The sequence below is a fragment of the Arthrobacter sp. zg-Y238 genome (assembly GCF_024385525.1).
GTDB classification, from domain to species: Bacteria; Actinomycetota; Actinomycetes; order Actinomycetales; family Micrococcaceae; genus Arthrobacter_B; species Arthrobacter_B jinronghuae.
On record NZ_JANFLU010000011.1, the window covers coordinates 361,189 to 374,973 of the forward strand.

Genomic DNA, 13,785 nt, shown 5'->3' on the forward strand with positions numbered 1-13,785 from the left:
AACTTATAAGCAAGCTGATTACTTAGAGCCACTCTGGTGCCCTGTGGATAAGTCGTTAGGCTCTGCAGCGGCCTGATTACTATGGCCGAACCGACTTTGTCTCTCGGCCCACCCAGCGTTGGGGGTTTTCGAATGAGTAGAACTGAAGTGCTCCGTCCTGCTGTGCGGTTGAAGGTCGCGACCGCCGCGGTTGCGGTCCCGTTGCTGTTCCTGACGGCGTGTTCCGGAGCGGCGGGCGATTCAGGGGATTCCGGAGCGGGGGAGTCGCCTTCGAGTGCGGCTGCCACAGCTTCCGAAACGCCGACGCCGACCCCCACTCCCAGCGCCAAGTACAAGCCGGCGTCGGCTGAGGGACCGGCGGAGAACGTTCCGCTGCCGGTGATGCCCGAGGAGGCGAAGGTTGAGTCGAAGGAAGGGCTCGAGGCCTTTGCCCGGTACTGGTACGACCTGGTGAATTACGGCTTCGAGACCGGAGACGTGGAACCGATCCGCGCGATCAGCGGCCCGGACTGTGCCGTCTGTGACACTTTCTACCTAATGGTGGGTAAAGGGTATGAAAACGATGACTGGATCGTGGGAGGCCAAATCGAAGTGCAAGGTGTCCACTCCGACTTCGTGCTGACGCCGGACGGCCGCTTCCAGGTCCTTATCCGCGAAAGGCAGGAGACACTCATGTACTACGGCCCCGCAGGGCTCTATAACGAGTACCCAGGGGCTGAGTCCTTCGGAGTCCAAATGATCGAGGCAACCCACACGGGTAATAGCTGGTATGCAGACAAGGTTGTAACGATCCAAAGTCCACCAAAATGAGGGCACATCGGGGGATCGCGTCTATAGGAGCTGCGTCTTTCTGCGTCGCTCTATCCACTGCTTCAGTGTTGTACGCGGCTGATGCAGGCGGGGGCTGGAACGGCGGCGATTCTGTGATTGGGTCTGCCTACCATCAGCACCCAGGAAGCGGTGTCTGGACGCAGATCCAAGTTGGGATCCCTGATGACCCCAACGGGTACTATTTCGAGCCTGTGTGCTTTGATGATCTGGAAGGAGACGTCGGCTGTTTGGCAGCCAATCAGGCCGCTTGCACAGCCGGCGAGGACGGGAGATTGGTCTACTGGTACTCCGGCCTAAAGGGAACCGACTCGAACACTTGGTCACTAGTCGATGAAACCCCGTCCTGCATCTACTCCGAAGAGCCGGTCGACATCGGCGAGCAGATCCAGGGGCAGATCCTCACAGCGTTTCAGGAGCGGCCGATAGCAGCAGGGAAACTGGTCCTGCAGCCCAGTCCGCACACCTTGATAGGGATGGAAACCAACGTTTACGTCGAGGCCTCGGAGCAGGTCTTTGAAATGGTCCTGCTGGAACAGACGGTCCGGATTGTCGCCACGCCCACCGAGTTCGAACTGAACTACGGGGACGGCACGGCCTACGGGCCCACCAGTGTCCCGGGAGCCCCGTTGATCCAGGGTCGGTGGGGCGAGCAGACCCAGACCAGCCACAAATACACGGCCAGCGGCGATTACCAAGTGGGTGCCACTGTGCATTTCTCCGGAACCTATTCCGTGAACGGGGGGCCGATGATTCCCATCGATGGCCGGGCAGCGGTGTCCTCCGAACCCCAGACCCTGAGCGTCTGGCGGGCGGAAACCCGCAGCGTCGCCGACAACTGCCTGGTGAACCCTAGCGGCGTCGGATGTTAGCCTGGCGCACAGGCTGGTATCAGTCTGCGAACTACGGTTTCAAGCCGGTGAAGTGGGGCTCGTGGAGCGACAAGCAGCCCGGAGTGTGACAGCGATCAGCCGGTACCGGCCCGGCAGAGCGGTGCGGCACATAGTCGGGCTCTTCTTGCCTGTCCATGCCGAGCAGTCTGCCCCGGCGGGCCGCGAATCGCGTGAGCTCCGGGCGCCGGGCCCGGAAATCCTTCGATTTGTCGGAATCCCTACGGTTTGTGACAATCCCTGCGCCGCGCAGCGCGGGGATCCGGACAAGGTGCGGGGATTCGGACAAACCGCAGGGGGGATCCGGACAACGTGCGGGGATTCGGACAAAGCGCAGGGTGGATCCGGACAAGGTGCGGGGATCCGGACAACGTGCGGGGATTCGGACAAACCGCAGGGTGGATCCGGACAAGGTGCGGGGATTCGGACAAACCGCAGGGGGATTGGGACAAAGCGCAGGGGGGATCCGGACAACGTGCGGGGATTCGGACAAACCGCAGGGGGATTGGGACAAAGCGCAGGGGGGATCCGGACAAGGTGCGGGGATTGGGACAACCGCAGGGGGATCCGGACGAGGTGCGGGGATTCGGACAAACCGCAGGGATGATCCGGACAAGGATGGCGAAGTGGAAGTCGTCACCACCGCGACCATGAAGGTACGTGCATGGCGGACCCAACAGATGACAGCGGCTAGACCGATTCCGGGCGCGGCACCGCAAACAGTGTCCGGGGATCCTGGAGAACCGCAGGGTAGGAGAACGCTGCCCGGGAAATTTCCCCGTTCAGCTTTACCTGCCGCACCGCTGTATCGTTCGTGAGCTCCACTGGCCCGGCTCGGCCAAGAAGCAGGCGGGTCCGGTCAGCTGGAGAAAGGACAGCCACCTGGTCGCCGTCGTCCATGTCCTCCAGCAACCGCAGCAACTGCCGGCCTTTCTTACCGGTGATGGGGGTGCCCTTGGCGGAAAGCATCGGCAGCACGATGGCGGCAGCATCGCCGTCGGGGACTGCACGCACCACCCACAGTCCTTCATCCGGGCCAGGGTCAACAGGATCCGGAACGTCGGCAGGGGAGGGCCAGACATAGGGCAGCCCGGCATCGGTATCCGGAAACAGCGGTCCGTACACGTCCGGAGACTTCTCGATCAGGTTGGAGCGGTGACTGCGGTGCAGCTCTTCGTTCCCGATCCAGGCGGGAAGGTCGACGTCGGCCTCCGAGGCTTCCGCAGCCTCCGGAGCGAACTCCAGGATCTGTTCCCGGACGGTGTCGGCGTGTCCGCGGGCAATCCACTCATCCGTCATCGCCAGCCCGTAGGCGGTGAGCGCCGGCACGAATCCCTTCCACATCAGGAGGGCGGGGTGGCGCTGCCAGCCGTAATCGGGAACCACCAGCCCGCGCAATAACTGCAGGGTTTCCACCCGCTGCTTGCCCAGCCGCGCCTGGTCCAGGACGGCGGCGCTGCGGGCGAAGCTCGGATACGGAAGGAAGGTCTGCACGGGCCTAGTCTGTCACTGCCCGCCGGCGCCGAGCTGCCGGACCATGATCAGGTCCCGGAAAGTATGGACTCCCACTTGGAAGGACCGGCGTCCGACGGTTTGGAACCCGGATTTGCGGTAAAAGGACTGCGCCCGAACATTCCGGTTGTTCACGCCCAGCCACATAGACCGGGCGCCCGCGGACTCAGCCGCCCTAGCGGCAGCTTCCACCAGCTGCCCGGCAAGACCGCTTCCGTGCGCAGTCGGATGCAGGTAGAACTTGCTCAGCTCGGCCGAGGGCTGCATCGCCCGCCTCGACGCCAGCGCCTCCACCACATCCGGATCCGACGGCGGCGCCAGCACCAGCAGACAGTAACCGCTTAGCCGGCCCTCCGTCCGGGCGACGAGCACACGGCAGGTCTCGTCGCCGAGATAGCCGGCGAAACGCTCCGCGGAAAGATTCGCCGCGACAAACGCCGCGCTGTCCGCCGGGGTTACCTCAGGCGGACAGGCCAGCGGAAAGGTGACGGCAGCCAGATCGGCAAGCCCGGGAACATCTTCAAGCGTTGCGGATGAAATGGAAGCTTGCACCCTTCCAGCATAGGCACGGGGAACGCCGGACCGGCCCGCCCGCGTAACCCGGCAGGGTTCCCCGAATCAGTACCTCGCGTACAGCTCGCCCACCTGCAGGGCGGCGTCCACGGTGTTGTCCGGACCCGGAAGCGGGCAAGCCCATGCCTCGTCATAGGCGCAGGACGGGTTGTAGAGGAAGTTGAAATCCAGGATCAGACTGCCGGGAAGATCGCCCGTCCCGAGGTTCGCACCCTTTATGGTGTCCAGCAGGTACCGCCCGCCTCCGTAGCTGCCGCCGTCGACGCCGGACGTCGCATCGCGCACCGGAATGAAGATTCCGCCGCCATAGGAGTCCAGATGCCAGACGGCCAGGCTGCCTACGCCGTCGGCGGAGACTGTGCCGAGCCGGGTGAACGGCACCACGCCGTCCGTCCCCGTAGCGACCTCCATCTTCTCGCCGGCGCCGGCGTCGTCAATTACTGCCTCGAACCGGAACGCCGGATCGTAGCGGGCCGTACGCAGCCCGCGGAAGCGGCGCCGCGTGTCTTCGGGAAGGGGCGACGCCGGGTGGGTGCCGAAGAGCCGGTCCCGTCCGGTGGCCCACAAAGCATGGGAGTGCGACGCCGAAATGCCCTCCGCGGCGCGCCGCGCCTGCTCGTAGAGGGCGAACGTATTACGACGCCAATCGGCGGTGGCAAGGGCTGTGACGGGAGATACCATTCGTCCAGCGTAGTGTGTTCGAGTGACTACCGGACTCCTCATAGTGGTGCTCGTCGCCATCTTTATCGGCGCGATCGCCCAGCGGATCGCCGGCCTGGGCTTTGCGCTCCTGATTTCACCCTTCCTGGTGATCATCCTCGGCTCCCACGGGGGAGTGCTGATGGTGAACATCTGCGGACTGGTCTCTTCGCTGTTGATCATGTTCCGCGTCTGGCGTGACGTGGACTGGTCGATGTACCGGTGGCTGGCCGTCCCCGCGGTCATTGCCAGCGTGCCGGCGTCAGCAGCCGCGGTGTACCTGCCTGCAGCGCCCCTGGCCGTGACGGTGGGCGCCGTCGTCCTCGTGGCGCTGAGCATCTCACTGCTCCTGCAGCGCACCTCCGTGGTGCTGACCGGCAATGTCCCGAAAGCCGTGGCGGGTTTCGCTTCCGGGATCACGAACGCGATGGCCGGCGTCGGCGGTCCCGCGGTAAGCGTGTATGCGTTGCTGGCCCGTTGGCCGCAACGCCCGTTCGCCGCCACGCTGCAGCCGTTCTTCGTCACGACCGCTATGGTCACCCTGACGTCCAAGCTGCTGCTGGATCCGGGACAGATGCCGCCGTTCCAGTCCTGGGCGTGGGCGTTGATCGGGCTCATGATTGTGGGCGGGATCTTCGTCGGGGAGAAGCTGCAGCGCTACATCCGCGATGACCAGGCCCGGCTGGCCGTGATCATTATTGCGTTCATCGGCGCAGCAACGGCACTGGTCAAGGGCCTGGTCGACCTCTAGGGCCCGGCCGGAGTTACCCGACTCACGCCGGCGCCTCAACGGGCTGCGCGGGGCCGGATGGCACGATAGAAACGATGAAAATTTTATTGCGGCCGAAGAAGCCGGGTGTGCCGCCCATGCCACTCTGGTTGCAGGGAACCCTCGAGTTGGGTCAGGCTGCGGTGCTTTCAGCCCTGCTGGTCCTCCTGCCGCTCATAGGCGTGTGGTTTGCCAATGGCTTTACGGATCGAGACTTCACCTCCCTGGCTCGCTTGGGTGGCCAGGCGTGGTTGCTGATCCACGGCGTGCCGATGTCGCTAAGCTTCCCGGCCGGCGAACTGGGAGAGGCACCCGCCTCCGGGCTCCTCTCCTTCTTTCCGCTGGGACTGACGCTGATTCCGTTCTTCCTGTCCTGGCGGGCCGGCCGGCGGCTTGCCCGGGCCTCCTACACGGACCAGCTCTGGCAGGCGCTGCTGGGCGCAATGGGTACCTATGCGCTGATCGGTGCCGCAGCGGCGTACTTCTGCAGTACCGAAGGCGTGCGGATTTCCGTGACGGCAGGTGCACTGGTGCCGCTGATCGCTGCAGGAGCGGGGCTCATTGTGGGTGCCCGGATAGAGGCCGGTTCCTGGGTGCGGCTGATCGGCATGGACCTGACCGATTGGATTGCCCGCACCAGCCAGCATTCCCGCTGGGCGGGTTCATACATGTGGGCGGCGCTGCGCGCCGGCGCGGTGGGCACGCTCGCCGCACTGGGTCTCTCATCCGTGCTGCTCGTGGTGGCCCTGGCAATGAACTGGGCCGAGATCGCGTCCGTCTACGAGCGGCTCGACGCCGGTGCGCTGGGCGGTGCCGTGCTCACTGTGGTGGAGCTGGGGCTGATGCCGAACTTCGTGGTCTGGACTCTGGGCTGGGCGTCGGGTGCAGGCTTCTCGCTGGGAACCGGAAGCATGATCAGTCCGCTGGAAACCACCGTCGGTCCGCTGCCCGCGCTGCCGGTGCTGGCAGCTTTGCCTGTGGGAAATATGGAATACGGCTACGCGGCACTGCTGATCCCGGTGATGGCCGGGATCCTGGCGGGCTGGTGGTTCCTCCGGGAAGGCGAAAACCACTTCGACGAGTGGCTTTCCATCAAGATCCGCGCCCGCTGGTTCACCGCACCCGTCTCCACGCTTGTACTCGGGGTGATCGTCGGTCTGGTGTCCGGGCTGCTGGCCGCCGGCGCTGCGTGGCTGGCGCTCGGCTCCCTTGGCATCGGACGCTTCGTGAGTCTGGGATCGGACCCGCTGTGTCTGGGGCTGTGGGTGGCCGCGGAAGTAGGGATCGGCGTCGTACTTGGTTACGCAGTAGGCCCGTGGCTGGAGCGCGAGCCCAAGCCGGACGCCTAGCGGATCTGCTGGAACGGCAGGTATTCGGCCTCGCAGGCTTCCACTCCGTCGAGGGTGAGGGCGGAGCGCATGCAGGATTCGTAGGTCATGGTCTCATCCCAGAGCAAGGTCATTCCGGCCAGCCCCAAGGTCGTGAGGGCCGTGATGACCAGGCTCAGCGACACCAGTATCGGCATCAGCGGCCCCATCCGGCGCCTGGCCAGCTTGATCACGGCGATGATCCCCACCACCAGTGCGGCGATCCCCAGCGCAAGCGGGATCAGCTTCCACGGCAGAACCAGGTTGCTGCTCAGCAGTGTGGCGAACATCAGTAGCCAGAACAGAACTACATACTGAAACGCGTTGCGTTTTTGCTCGTCCGAGGGCGCGGGGTGGCGGCTGTCGGGCGCGGGCAGGGTCTTGGTCTGGTGCTGAGTGCCGTCGGTCATGGGTTTAAGCGTAGGGGACGCCGCGTCCTATGGTGGACGCATGCGCATCGTAGTCCTCGTGTCCGGCACCGGATCCAACCTCCAGGCGGTGCTCGACGCCGTCCGCGACGGCAGGCTGGACGTGGAGATTGCCGCCGTCGGCTCGGACCGGCCCGGAACCTTCGGGGTCCAGCGCGCCGCCGACGCCGGCTACCCCACCTTCGTGGTCCCCTTCCGGGAGTACCCGGTGCGGGCGGACTGGAACCGGGCACTCACGGAGAAGGTTGCCTCGTATGAGCCGGATCTGGTCCTGTCCTCCGGATTCATGCGGATAGTGGACGAGCATTTCATCGACACCTTCGAGGGACGCTACCTGAACACGCACCCGGCGTTGCTGCCGTCCTTCCCCGGGGCGCACGGCGTCCGTGACGCGCTTGCGTACGGTGTGAAGGTCACCGGCTGCACGGTTCATCTGGCCGACGCCGGCGTGGACACCGGGCCGATTCTCGCCCAGGCCGCCGTCGAAGTGCTCGACGGCGACACTGAGGAAACGCTGCACGAACGCATCAAGGTGCAGGAACGGCGGCTGCTGATCGAAACGCTGGACCGGATCAGCCGCGAGGGCCTGCCCGCGCTCTAACCAGCGGCTAGTCCAGTGCGGCGCCCTTCGTCTCGGGCGCGAACCGGGCCATCCACAGTACGGCCAGCAGGACCAGGACCCCGGCCAGTGCGAAGGACATCGGCAGTCCCAGATAGGGCCAGAGCACCGACACGAAGATCAGCGGACCGAACCCGGCACCGATCCGGGAAACGGTGGACGCCCAGCCGAAACCGCTGCCGCGCAGGTTGGTGGGGTAAAGCTCCGAGACGTAGGCATAGAGCACGGGAATGGCCACCTGCACCACAAATCCGTACACCAGCAGCAGTATCGTGGCTGCAGCGGGGACATCCACCACCAGGGCGACCACCACCAGGATGGCAGCCGACAGCGGACCGGTGATCGCCAGGATCCATTTCCGGCCGACCTTTTCCACGAGCAGCGCCGCCACGATGACTCCCAGCAGGCCGACGGCGGCCATCCCCGAGGTGGTGAGGAACGCGCGGTGTTCGGCGAACCCGGCGTCCACGAGGATTTTCGGCATCCACTGCAGGGCCAGGTAATAGACCAGCAGGATAGTCAGGAACAGGGACCAGGCGGCAATAGTGGTCTTCGCGCTGAACCGCCAGAGGTCCGTGAGCTGGGTGCCCATGGTGCGCAGGGACAGCTTCTCAGGGGCCTGCGGTTCAGGCAGGTGCCATTCGGTCTGCGTCCCGCCGGTTCGGCGGACCAGGTCATCGATGACAGCGGAGGCTTCCGAGGTGCGGCCCTTGCGGACCAGATAAAGCGGAGACTCGGGGACCGAGCGCCGCACCCAGAAGACCAGGAGCGCAGGGATCACCATGATCAGCATGGTGTAGCGCCAATCCGCGAAGGTGGCGATGATGGCCGCCGAGGTGACACCGCATAACGCGGCGCCGACGGGCCACCAGCCGTCCATGGCGGTCAGCACCCTCCCTCGCTGTTTCTTGGGAGTGAACTCACCCACCAGTGCATAGTCCACCGGAACGCAGCCGCCCAACCCGAAGCCGGCCATGAAACGGAAGATGCAGAACCAGACGATGTCAGGGGAGAAGGCGCCCAGCACCGTAAAGATTGAGAACACCAGCAGGGTGGCGGAAAAGGCACGCTTCCGGCCGATCGCATCGGCAATGGAACCCCAGACGAAGGCGCCGATCGCCATGCCGAGCAGGTTGGCTGTTCCAATCCAGGCCGCTTGCGCCGGGGCCAGCGCCCATTCCTTGGAGAGCAGGGGAATCAGGACGCCGTTCAGCGTTACGTCCCAGGCATCGAACATAAAGCCCAGGCCGCCGATGAGGAAGATTTTGCCCTGAACCTTCCACCGCCAGGGCAGGTTCTGGACCACCTGGTCTCCGGTGGGCAGGACATTAGTGACGGACATGTGGTTCGGGGCCTTTCGGAGGGGAGGTGCTCGGGTTCGGGGAGAACAATACAGGGCTAGGTGCCCGCCCCTGTGGATAGCGCAGAAACTGCTTTCGGTGTCCGGGAGGATGGGGCCATGGCTGAGCATGACCTGCAGTACCGGCGGCTGCGAATTGCTCTTGAATACGAAGGGGAACACCACTTGCTGGATCCTGATCAGTGGCATCGGGATATCGAGCGGGATGATCGGCTCCGCCAGTTGGGGTGGGTGGTGCTGCGATTCAGCAAGAAGCATCTGCGCCCGGAGAACGAAGCAGGCACGGCGGGGAAAGTCCGCGCCGTCCTGCTGGCCCGTGGGTGGCGGCCCGGACAGCCTCTGTAACCGGTCTCGCGCCGGTGGCAGAACACCGAAAAGGCAGTAGTTACCGTTTTAGGAAGGGAAATCGGTAACTAGTGCTCTTTCGATGGCGTGATTGGTAACTATTGCTCTTTCGATCCCGGGAACGGGCAGGAAACGGCCCCCGCGACAGGTTGTTACCTCCGTCCCGGGACCGACGGGAAGCGAAGGCATAAACTTCTCGTGGGCCGCACGGCCTGCGCACCGATCATCGACCACTTGGAGTGTCAGCAGTGAGCAATCCCGTCCTTGACCGTGTTCCTATCCGCCGGGCCCTGATCTCGGTCTACAACAAGACGGGCCTGACAGAGCTTGCGCAGGGCCTCGCGGCAGCCGGCGTCAGCATTGTCTCCACCGGTTCCACCGCAAAGCAGATTGCCGCAGCGGGCGTCTCCGTAACCGAGGTCGCGGAAGTCACCGGCTTCAAGGAATGCCTGGACGGACGCGTCAAGACGCTGCACCCGCGGGTACATGCCGGTATCCTCGCCGACCGCCGCCGCGAGGACCACGTAGCCCAGCTGGAGGAAATGGAGATTGAACCCTTCGACCTGGTGGTGGTGAACCTCTACCCGTTCGTGGAGACCGTCCGCTCCGGCGCCGGCCAGGACGAAGTGGTGGAACAGATCGACATTGGCGGCCCTTCCATGGTCCGCGCCGCGGCGAAGAATCACCCCTCGGTGGCCGTGGTGGTGGATCCCAACAAGTACTCCGACGTCGTCACGGCGGCAGCCGAAGGCGGATTCGCCCTGGCAGAGCGGCGCCGGCTGGCCGCCGAAGCGTTCGCGCATACCGCTGCCTATGACACGGCCGTTGCCACATGGACGGCAGAGCAGTTCGGCGACGGCACCGAAGACGGCACCAAATGGCCGGCCTACACCGGTCTGTCCCTGGAACGGGCCGAGGTGCTGCGCTACGGCGAAAACCCGCACCAGGACGCCGCGCTTTACGTGGACAAGGGCGCCCGGCCCGGGGTCGCCCAGGCCGACCAGCTGCACGGGAAGGCCATGTCCTACAACAACTACGTGGACGCAGACGCCGCCCTGCGCGCAGCCTTCGATTTCACGGAACCGGCAGTCGCCGTCGTCAAGCATGCCAACCCGTGCGGTATCGCCGTGGCTTCCCCCGGTGCCGCGGACCCCATCGCGGACGCGCACGCCAAGGCCCATGCCTGCGACCCGGTTTCGGCCTTCGGCGGAGTGATTGCCGCCAACAGGACGGTCACAGCCGGCATGGCCCGGACCGTGAAGGAGATTTTCACGGAGGTAGTGATTGCCCCTGACTTCGAGCCGGAAGCCGTGGAGATCCTCTCGGCGAAAAAGAACATCCGCCTGCTGGCGCTGCCGGACGGCTACTGGCGCAATGACACTGAATTCCGGCAGGTGTCCGGAGGCGTTCTGGTGCAGAAGACGGACCGGCTGCAGGCCGAGGGCGATGACCCCGCGAACTGGACCCTGGCGGCGGGGGAGGCTGCGGATGAAGCAACGCTGGCCGATCTGGCCTTCGCGTGGTCCGCCGTGCGTGCAGCCAAGTCCAACGCCATCCTGCTGGCGAAGGACGGAGCCTCGGTGGGCGTGGGCATGGGGCAGGTCAACCGGGTCGATTCCTGCCGGCTCGCCGTCGAACGTGCCAATACGCTCGGCGGTCCCGGCGAGGAACGGGCCAGCGGGTCGGTAGCCGCGTCCGATGCGTTCTTCCCCTTTGCGGACGGCCTGCAGATCCTGGCCGACGCCGGCGTCCGTGCGGTGGTACAGCCGGGGGGATCGGTCCGCGACAACGAAGTCATTGAAGCCGCAGCGGCGGCCGGCATCACCATGTACTTCACTGGTGCGCGCCACTTCTTCCACTGAAGTCTGCCTGGAACGGCAAGGCGGTGCAGGTATGCGCCGCCTTGCTGTTTAGGGCACGGATAGTGGGCTGTGGCATAGTTGAACTCAAATAAAAGCCAAAAAGACGGGTTCCGTCATGCCACAAGACATGCTCCGGTGCCCACCAACACACAAGGAGATCGTGTGGCTGAGAAAATTAAGGTTGTGGGCTCTGTAGTAGAGCTCGACGGCGACGAGATGACGCGCATCATCTGGCAGTTCATCAAGGATCGCCTGATCAACCCGTACCTGGACGTCGACCTGAAGTACTACGACCTCTCCATCCAGAACCGCGATGCGACCGATGACCAGGTCACCATCGACGCCGCCAACGCCATCAAGGAACACGGCGTGGGCGTCAAGTGCGCCACGATCACCCCCGACGAAGCACGCGTCGAGGAATTCGGCCTGAAGAAGATGTGGGTTTCCCCCAACGGAACCATCCGCAACATCCTCGGCGGCGTGGTCTTCCGCGAACCGATCATCATCTCCAACATCCCGCGCCTGGTCCCGGGCTGGAACAAGCCGATCATCATCGGCCGCCACGCCCACGGCGACCAGTACAAGGCCACGAACTTCAAGGTTCCCGGTGCCGGTACCCTGACGCTGACCTACACGCCGGCCGACGGCAGCGAAGAAATCAAGCAGCAGGTTGTTACGTACAACGAAGATGGCGGCGTCGCCATGGGTATGTACAACTTCAACGATTCCATCAAGGACTTCGCGCGCGCTTCCTTCGCCTACGGCCTGCAGCGTAACTACCCGGTGTACCTCTCCACCAAGAACACGATCCTGAAGGCCTACGACGGCCAGTTCAAGGACCTGTTCCAGGAAGTCTTCGACGCCGAGTTCAAGGACCAGTTCGAAGCAGCCGGCCTCACTTACGAGCACCGCCTGATCGATGACATGGTTGCCTCCGCGATGAAGTGGGAAGGCGGCTACGTCTGGGCCTGCAAGAACTACGACGGCGACGTCCAGTCCGACACCGTGGCACAGGGCTTCGGTTCGCTGGGCCTGATGACCTCCGTGCTGATGACCCCGGACGGCCAGACCGTCGAGGCCGAAGCTGCACACGGTACGGTTACCCGCCACTACCGCCAGCACCAGCAGGGCAAGCCCACCTCCACGAACCCGATCGCCTCGATCTTCGCGTGGACCCGTGGCCTGATGCACCGCGGCAAGCTGGACAACACCCCCGAGGTCATCAACTTCGCCGAGACCCTTGAAGACGTTGTCATCAAGACGGTCGAATCCGGCAAGATGACCAAGGACCTGGCACTGCTGGTCGGCCCCGACCAGGCCTACCTGACCACGGAAGAGTTCCTCGCCGCACTGGACGAGAACCTCAAGGCCCGCCTGGGCGCCGAGGTTGCAGCCTAAGCATCACTGCACCAACGACGACGGCGCGCTGCCCCCTTACCGGGGCGGCGCGCCGTCGTCGTTTCCTTCCTTGTTAAGCACACGCGTAACAACTAGCGCAGCCGCACGGGCGGTGCCACCATGTGGGGATGTCGAACTCCACCACAGCGCAGCCCGCCGCGAAGAGCGCCGAAGAGCGAAGCGCCCGCATAGCGGTGACCGTTTTCCCGCTGCTGATTGTTGCCGGGGGAGCGGTGGCCCTGTTCTTCCCGGAGCCGTTCACCGGCCTGTCCGGCTACATCAACCCCGGGCTGATGCTCATTATGTTCGGGATGGGCCTGACCCTGACCCTGCCGGATTTTGCTCTGGTGGTCCGGCAGCCGCTGCCCGTCCTGCTGGGAGTGGTGGCGCAGTACGTGATCATGCCGCTGCTCGGTTTCGGTATCGCCTGGGCCCTGCAGCTCAGCCCTGAACTCGCGGCCGGCGTGATCCTGGTGGGCTGCGCACCCGGCGGCACGGCGTCGAACGTGGTGACGTACCTGGCCCGCGGCAACGTAGCCCTCTCTGTCGCCATGACGTCGGTTTCCACTCTTCTTGCGCCCCTGCTGACCCCGATCCTCGCGCTGTGGCTCGCCGGCCGGTACATGGCGGTGGACGCGGGGTCGATGGCTTGGTCCATCGTGCAGATTGTGTTGATCCCGGTGGTGCTGGGCCTGGCCATCCGGTATCTGGTGCCCCGGCTGGTGGACCGGGTGCTGCCCGTCCTGCCCTGGATTTCGGTGCTGGCTATTACCTTCGTGGTTATTGCCGTGGTGTCGGGCAGCGCCGAAGCCATCTTTACCGCGGGCTGGCTGATCCTGCTGGCGGTGGTGCTGCACAACGGGTTGGGCCTGGCCCTCGGCTACGGTGCGGCGAAACTGTTCCGGCAACCGGTTGCCTCCCGCCGTACCATGGCCATTGAAGTGGGCATGCAGAACTCCGGGCTGGCCGCGGGACTGGCTAAGCAGTACTTCGCTCCCGAAGCCGCCCTGCCCGCAGCGGTCTTCTCGGTCTGGCACAACGTCAGCGGTGCCTTGATGGCGGCCATCTGGCAGCGCCGGCCCTCTGCTTGATTCTCCCGCAGCACCCCGCCGAACCCAGCCAGAACCCCCAGTGA

Annotated in this window: 14 protein-coding genes; 9 read left to right on the forward strand and 5 right to left on the reverse strand. The window is 64.7% G+C overall.

Features of this window, described 5'->3' with window-relative positions:
* Window positions 1-132 precede the first annotated feature (132 nt).
* Window positions 133-810: a DUF6318 family protein gene (locus NNX38_RS13430; protein WP_255798461.1), complete on the forward strand. Its 678-nt coding sequence runs from the start codon at window positions 133-135 to the stop codon at window positions 808-810.
* Window positions 811-1,058: 248 nt separating this feature from the next.
* Window positions 1,059-1,700 (forward strand): hypothetical protein, encoded by a 642-nt coding sequence (locus NNX38_RS13435; RefSeq protein ID WP_255798462.1) that lies wholly within the window; start codon window positions 1,059-1,061, stop codon window positions 1,698-1,700.
* 708 nt (window positions 1,701-2,408) lie between these two features.
* Here the strand turns inward: NNX38_RS13435 and NNX38_RS13440 are convergent.
* From NNX38_RS13440 to NNX38_RS13450, 3 genes are all read right to left on the reverse strand, one after another.
* A complete protein-coding gene (locus NNX38_RS13440; protein ID WP_255798463.1) occupies window positions 2,409-3,212 on the reverse strand; it encodes an MSMEG_6728 family protein in 804 nt (267 codons plus the stop codon).
* 12 nt (window positions 3,213-3,224) lie between these two features.
* On the reverse strand, window positions 3,225-3,782 hold the full coding sequence (locus NNX38_RS13445; RefSeq protein ID WP_255798464.1) for a GNAT family N-acetyltransferase: 558 nt from the start codon (window positions 3,780-3,782) through the stop codon (window positions 3,225-3,227).
* A 66-nt stretch (window positions 3,783-3,848) separates the two neighbouring features.
* Window positions 3,849-4,484, reverse strand: a complete 636-nt coding sequence (locus tag NNX38_RS13450; RefSeq protein WP_255798465.1) for a DUF1684 domain-containing protein — start codon at window positions 4,482-4,484, stop codon at window positions 3,849-3,851.
* A 22-nt stretch (window positions 4,485-4,506) separates the two neighbouring features.
* Here NNX38_RS13450 and NNX38_RS13455 point away from each other — a divergent pair, with 22 nt between their 5' ends.
* Together NNX38_RS13455 and NNX38_RS13460 are read left to right on the forward strand one after the other, a co-directional pair.
* Window positions 4,507-5,253 carry a sulfite exporter TauE/SafE family protein gene (locus tag NNX38_RS13455; protein ID WP_255798466.1) on the forward strand — a complete coding sequence of 249 codons (747 nt, stop codon included), beginning with the start codon at window positions 4,507-4,509 and terminating at the stop codon, window positions 5,251-5,253.
* A gap of 116 nt (window positions 5,254-5,369) precedes the next feature.
* On the forward strand, window positions 5,370-6,620 hold the full coding sequence (locus NNX38_RS13460) for a DUF6350 family protein (protein ID WP_255798652.1): 1,251 nt from the start codon (window positions 5,370-5,372) through the stop codon (window positions 6,618-6,620).
* Here NNX38_RS13460 and NNX38_RS13465 read toward each other — a convergent pair.
* The gene (locus tag NNX38_RS13465) at window positions 6,617-7,048 is read right to left on the reverse strand and encodes a hypothetical protein (RefSeq protein WP_255798467.1); all 432 of its coding nucleotides are present in this window, start codon (window positions 7,046-7,048) and stop codon (window positions 6,617-6,619) included. The two genes, NNX38_RS13460 and NNX38_RS13465, sit on opposite strands and share 4 nt — an antisense overlap.
* A 40-nt stretch (window positions 7,049-7,088) precedes the next feature.
* On the opposite strand from NNX38_RS13465, the gene purN reads away from it, so the two are divergent.
* Entirely contained in the window at window positions 7,089-7,667 is a 579-nt protein-coding gene (purN, locus tag NNX38_RS13470) for a phosphoribosylglycinamide formyltransferase (RefSeq protein ID WP_255798468.1), read from the forward strand.
* Window positions 7,668-7,674: 7 nt separating this feature from the next.
* Here the strand turns inward: purN and NNX38_RS13475 are convergent, their stop codons facing one another.
* Window positions 7,675-9,027 (reverse strand): MFS transporter, encoded by a 1,353-nt coding sequence (locus tag NNX38_RS13475; RefSeq protein ID WP_255798469.1) that lies wholly within the window; start codon window positions 9,025-9,027, stop codon window positions 7,675-7,677.
* Between the two features lie 117 nt (window positions 9,028-9,144).
* Here NNX38_RS13475 and NNX38_RS13480 point away from each other — a divergent pair, with 117 nt between their 5' ends.
* The 4 genes from NNX38_RS13480 to NNX38_RS13495 all read left to right on the forward strand — a co-directional run bounded on the left by NNX38_RS13480 (window position 9,145) and on the right by NNX38_RS13495 (window position 13,741).
* A complete protein-coding gene (locus NNX38_RS13480) occupies window positions 9,145-9,390 on the forward strand; it encodes a DUF559 domain-containing protein (RefSeq protein ID WP_255798470.1) in 246 nt (81 codons plus the stop codon).
* A 248-nt stretch (window positions 9,391-9,638) separates the two neighbouring features.
* Entirely contained in the window at window positions 9,639-11,252 is a 1,614-nt protein-coding gene (purH, locus tag NNX38_RS13485; protein ID WP_255798471.1) for a bifunctional phosphoribosylaminoimidazolecarboxamide formyltransferase/IMP cyclohydrolase, read from the forward strand.
* 162 nt (window positions 11,253-11,414) lie between these two features.
* Entirely contained in the window at window positions 11,415-12,650 is a 1,236-nt protein-coding gene (locus NNX38_RS13490) for an NADP-dependent isocitrate dehydrogenase (protein ID WP_227924196.1), read from the forward strand.
* 128 nt (window positions 12,651-12,778) lie between these two features.
* On the forward strand, window positions 12,779-13,741 hold the full coding sequence (locus NNX38_RS13495) for a bile acid:sodium symporter family protein (protein WP_255798472.1): 963 nt from the start codon (window positions 12,779-12,781) through the stop codon (window positions 13,739-13,741).
* The last annotated feature ends 44 nt before the right edge of the window (window positions 13,742-13,785 follow it).

What these genes read in the sequence shown, in the direction of transcription:
- NNX38_RS13450 (WP_255798465.1), bottom strand. Translation starts at nt 4,484, where the DNA reads ATGGTATCTCCCGTCACAGCCCTTGCCACCGCCGATTGGCGTCGTAAT.
- NNX38_RS13475 (WP_255798469.1), bottom strand. Translation starts at nt 9,027, where the DNA reads ATGTCCGTCACTAATGTCCTGCCCACCGGAGACCAGGTGGTCCAGAAC.
- purN (WP_255798468.1), top strand. Translation starts at nt 7,089, where the DNA reads ATGCGCATCGTAGTCCTCGTGTCCGGCACCGGATCCAACCTCCAGGCG.
- NNX38_RS13430 (WP_255798461.1), top strand. Translation starts at nt 133, where the DNA reads ATGAGTAGAACTGAAGTGCTCCGTCCTGCTGTGCGGTTGAAGGTCGCG.
- NNX38_RS13460 (WP_255798652.1), top strand. Translation starts at nt 5,370, where the DNA reads ATGCCACTCTGGTTGCAGGGAACCCTCGAGTTGGGTCAGGCTGCGGTG.
- NNX38_RS13480 (WP_255798470.1), top strand. Translation starts at nt 9,145, where the DNA reads ATGGCTGAGCATGACCTGCAGTACCGGCGGCTGCGAATTGCTCTTGAA.
- NNX38_RS13465 (WP_255798467.1), bottom strand. Translation starts at nt 7,048, where the DNA reads ATGACCGACGGCACTCAGCACCAGACCAAGACCCTGCCCGCGCCCGAC.
- NNX38_RS13495 (WP_255798472.1), top strand. Translation starts at nt 12,779, where the DNA reads ATGTCGAACTCCACCACAGCGCAGCCCGCCGCGAAGAGCGCCGAAGAG.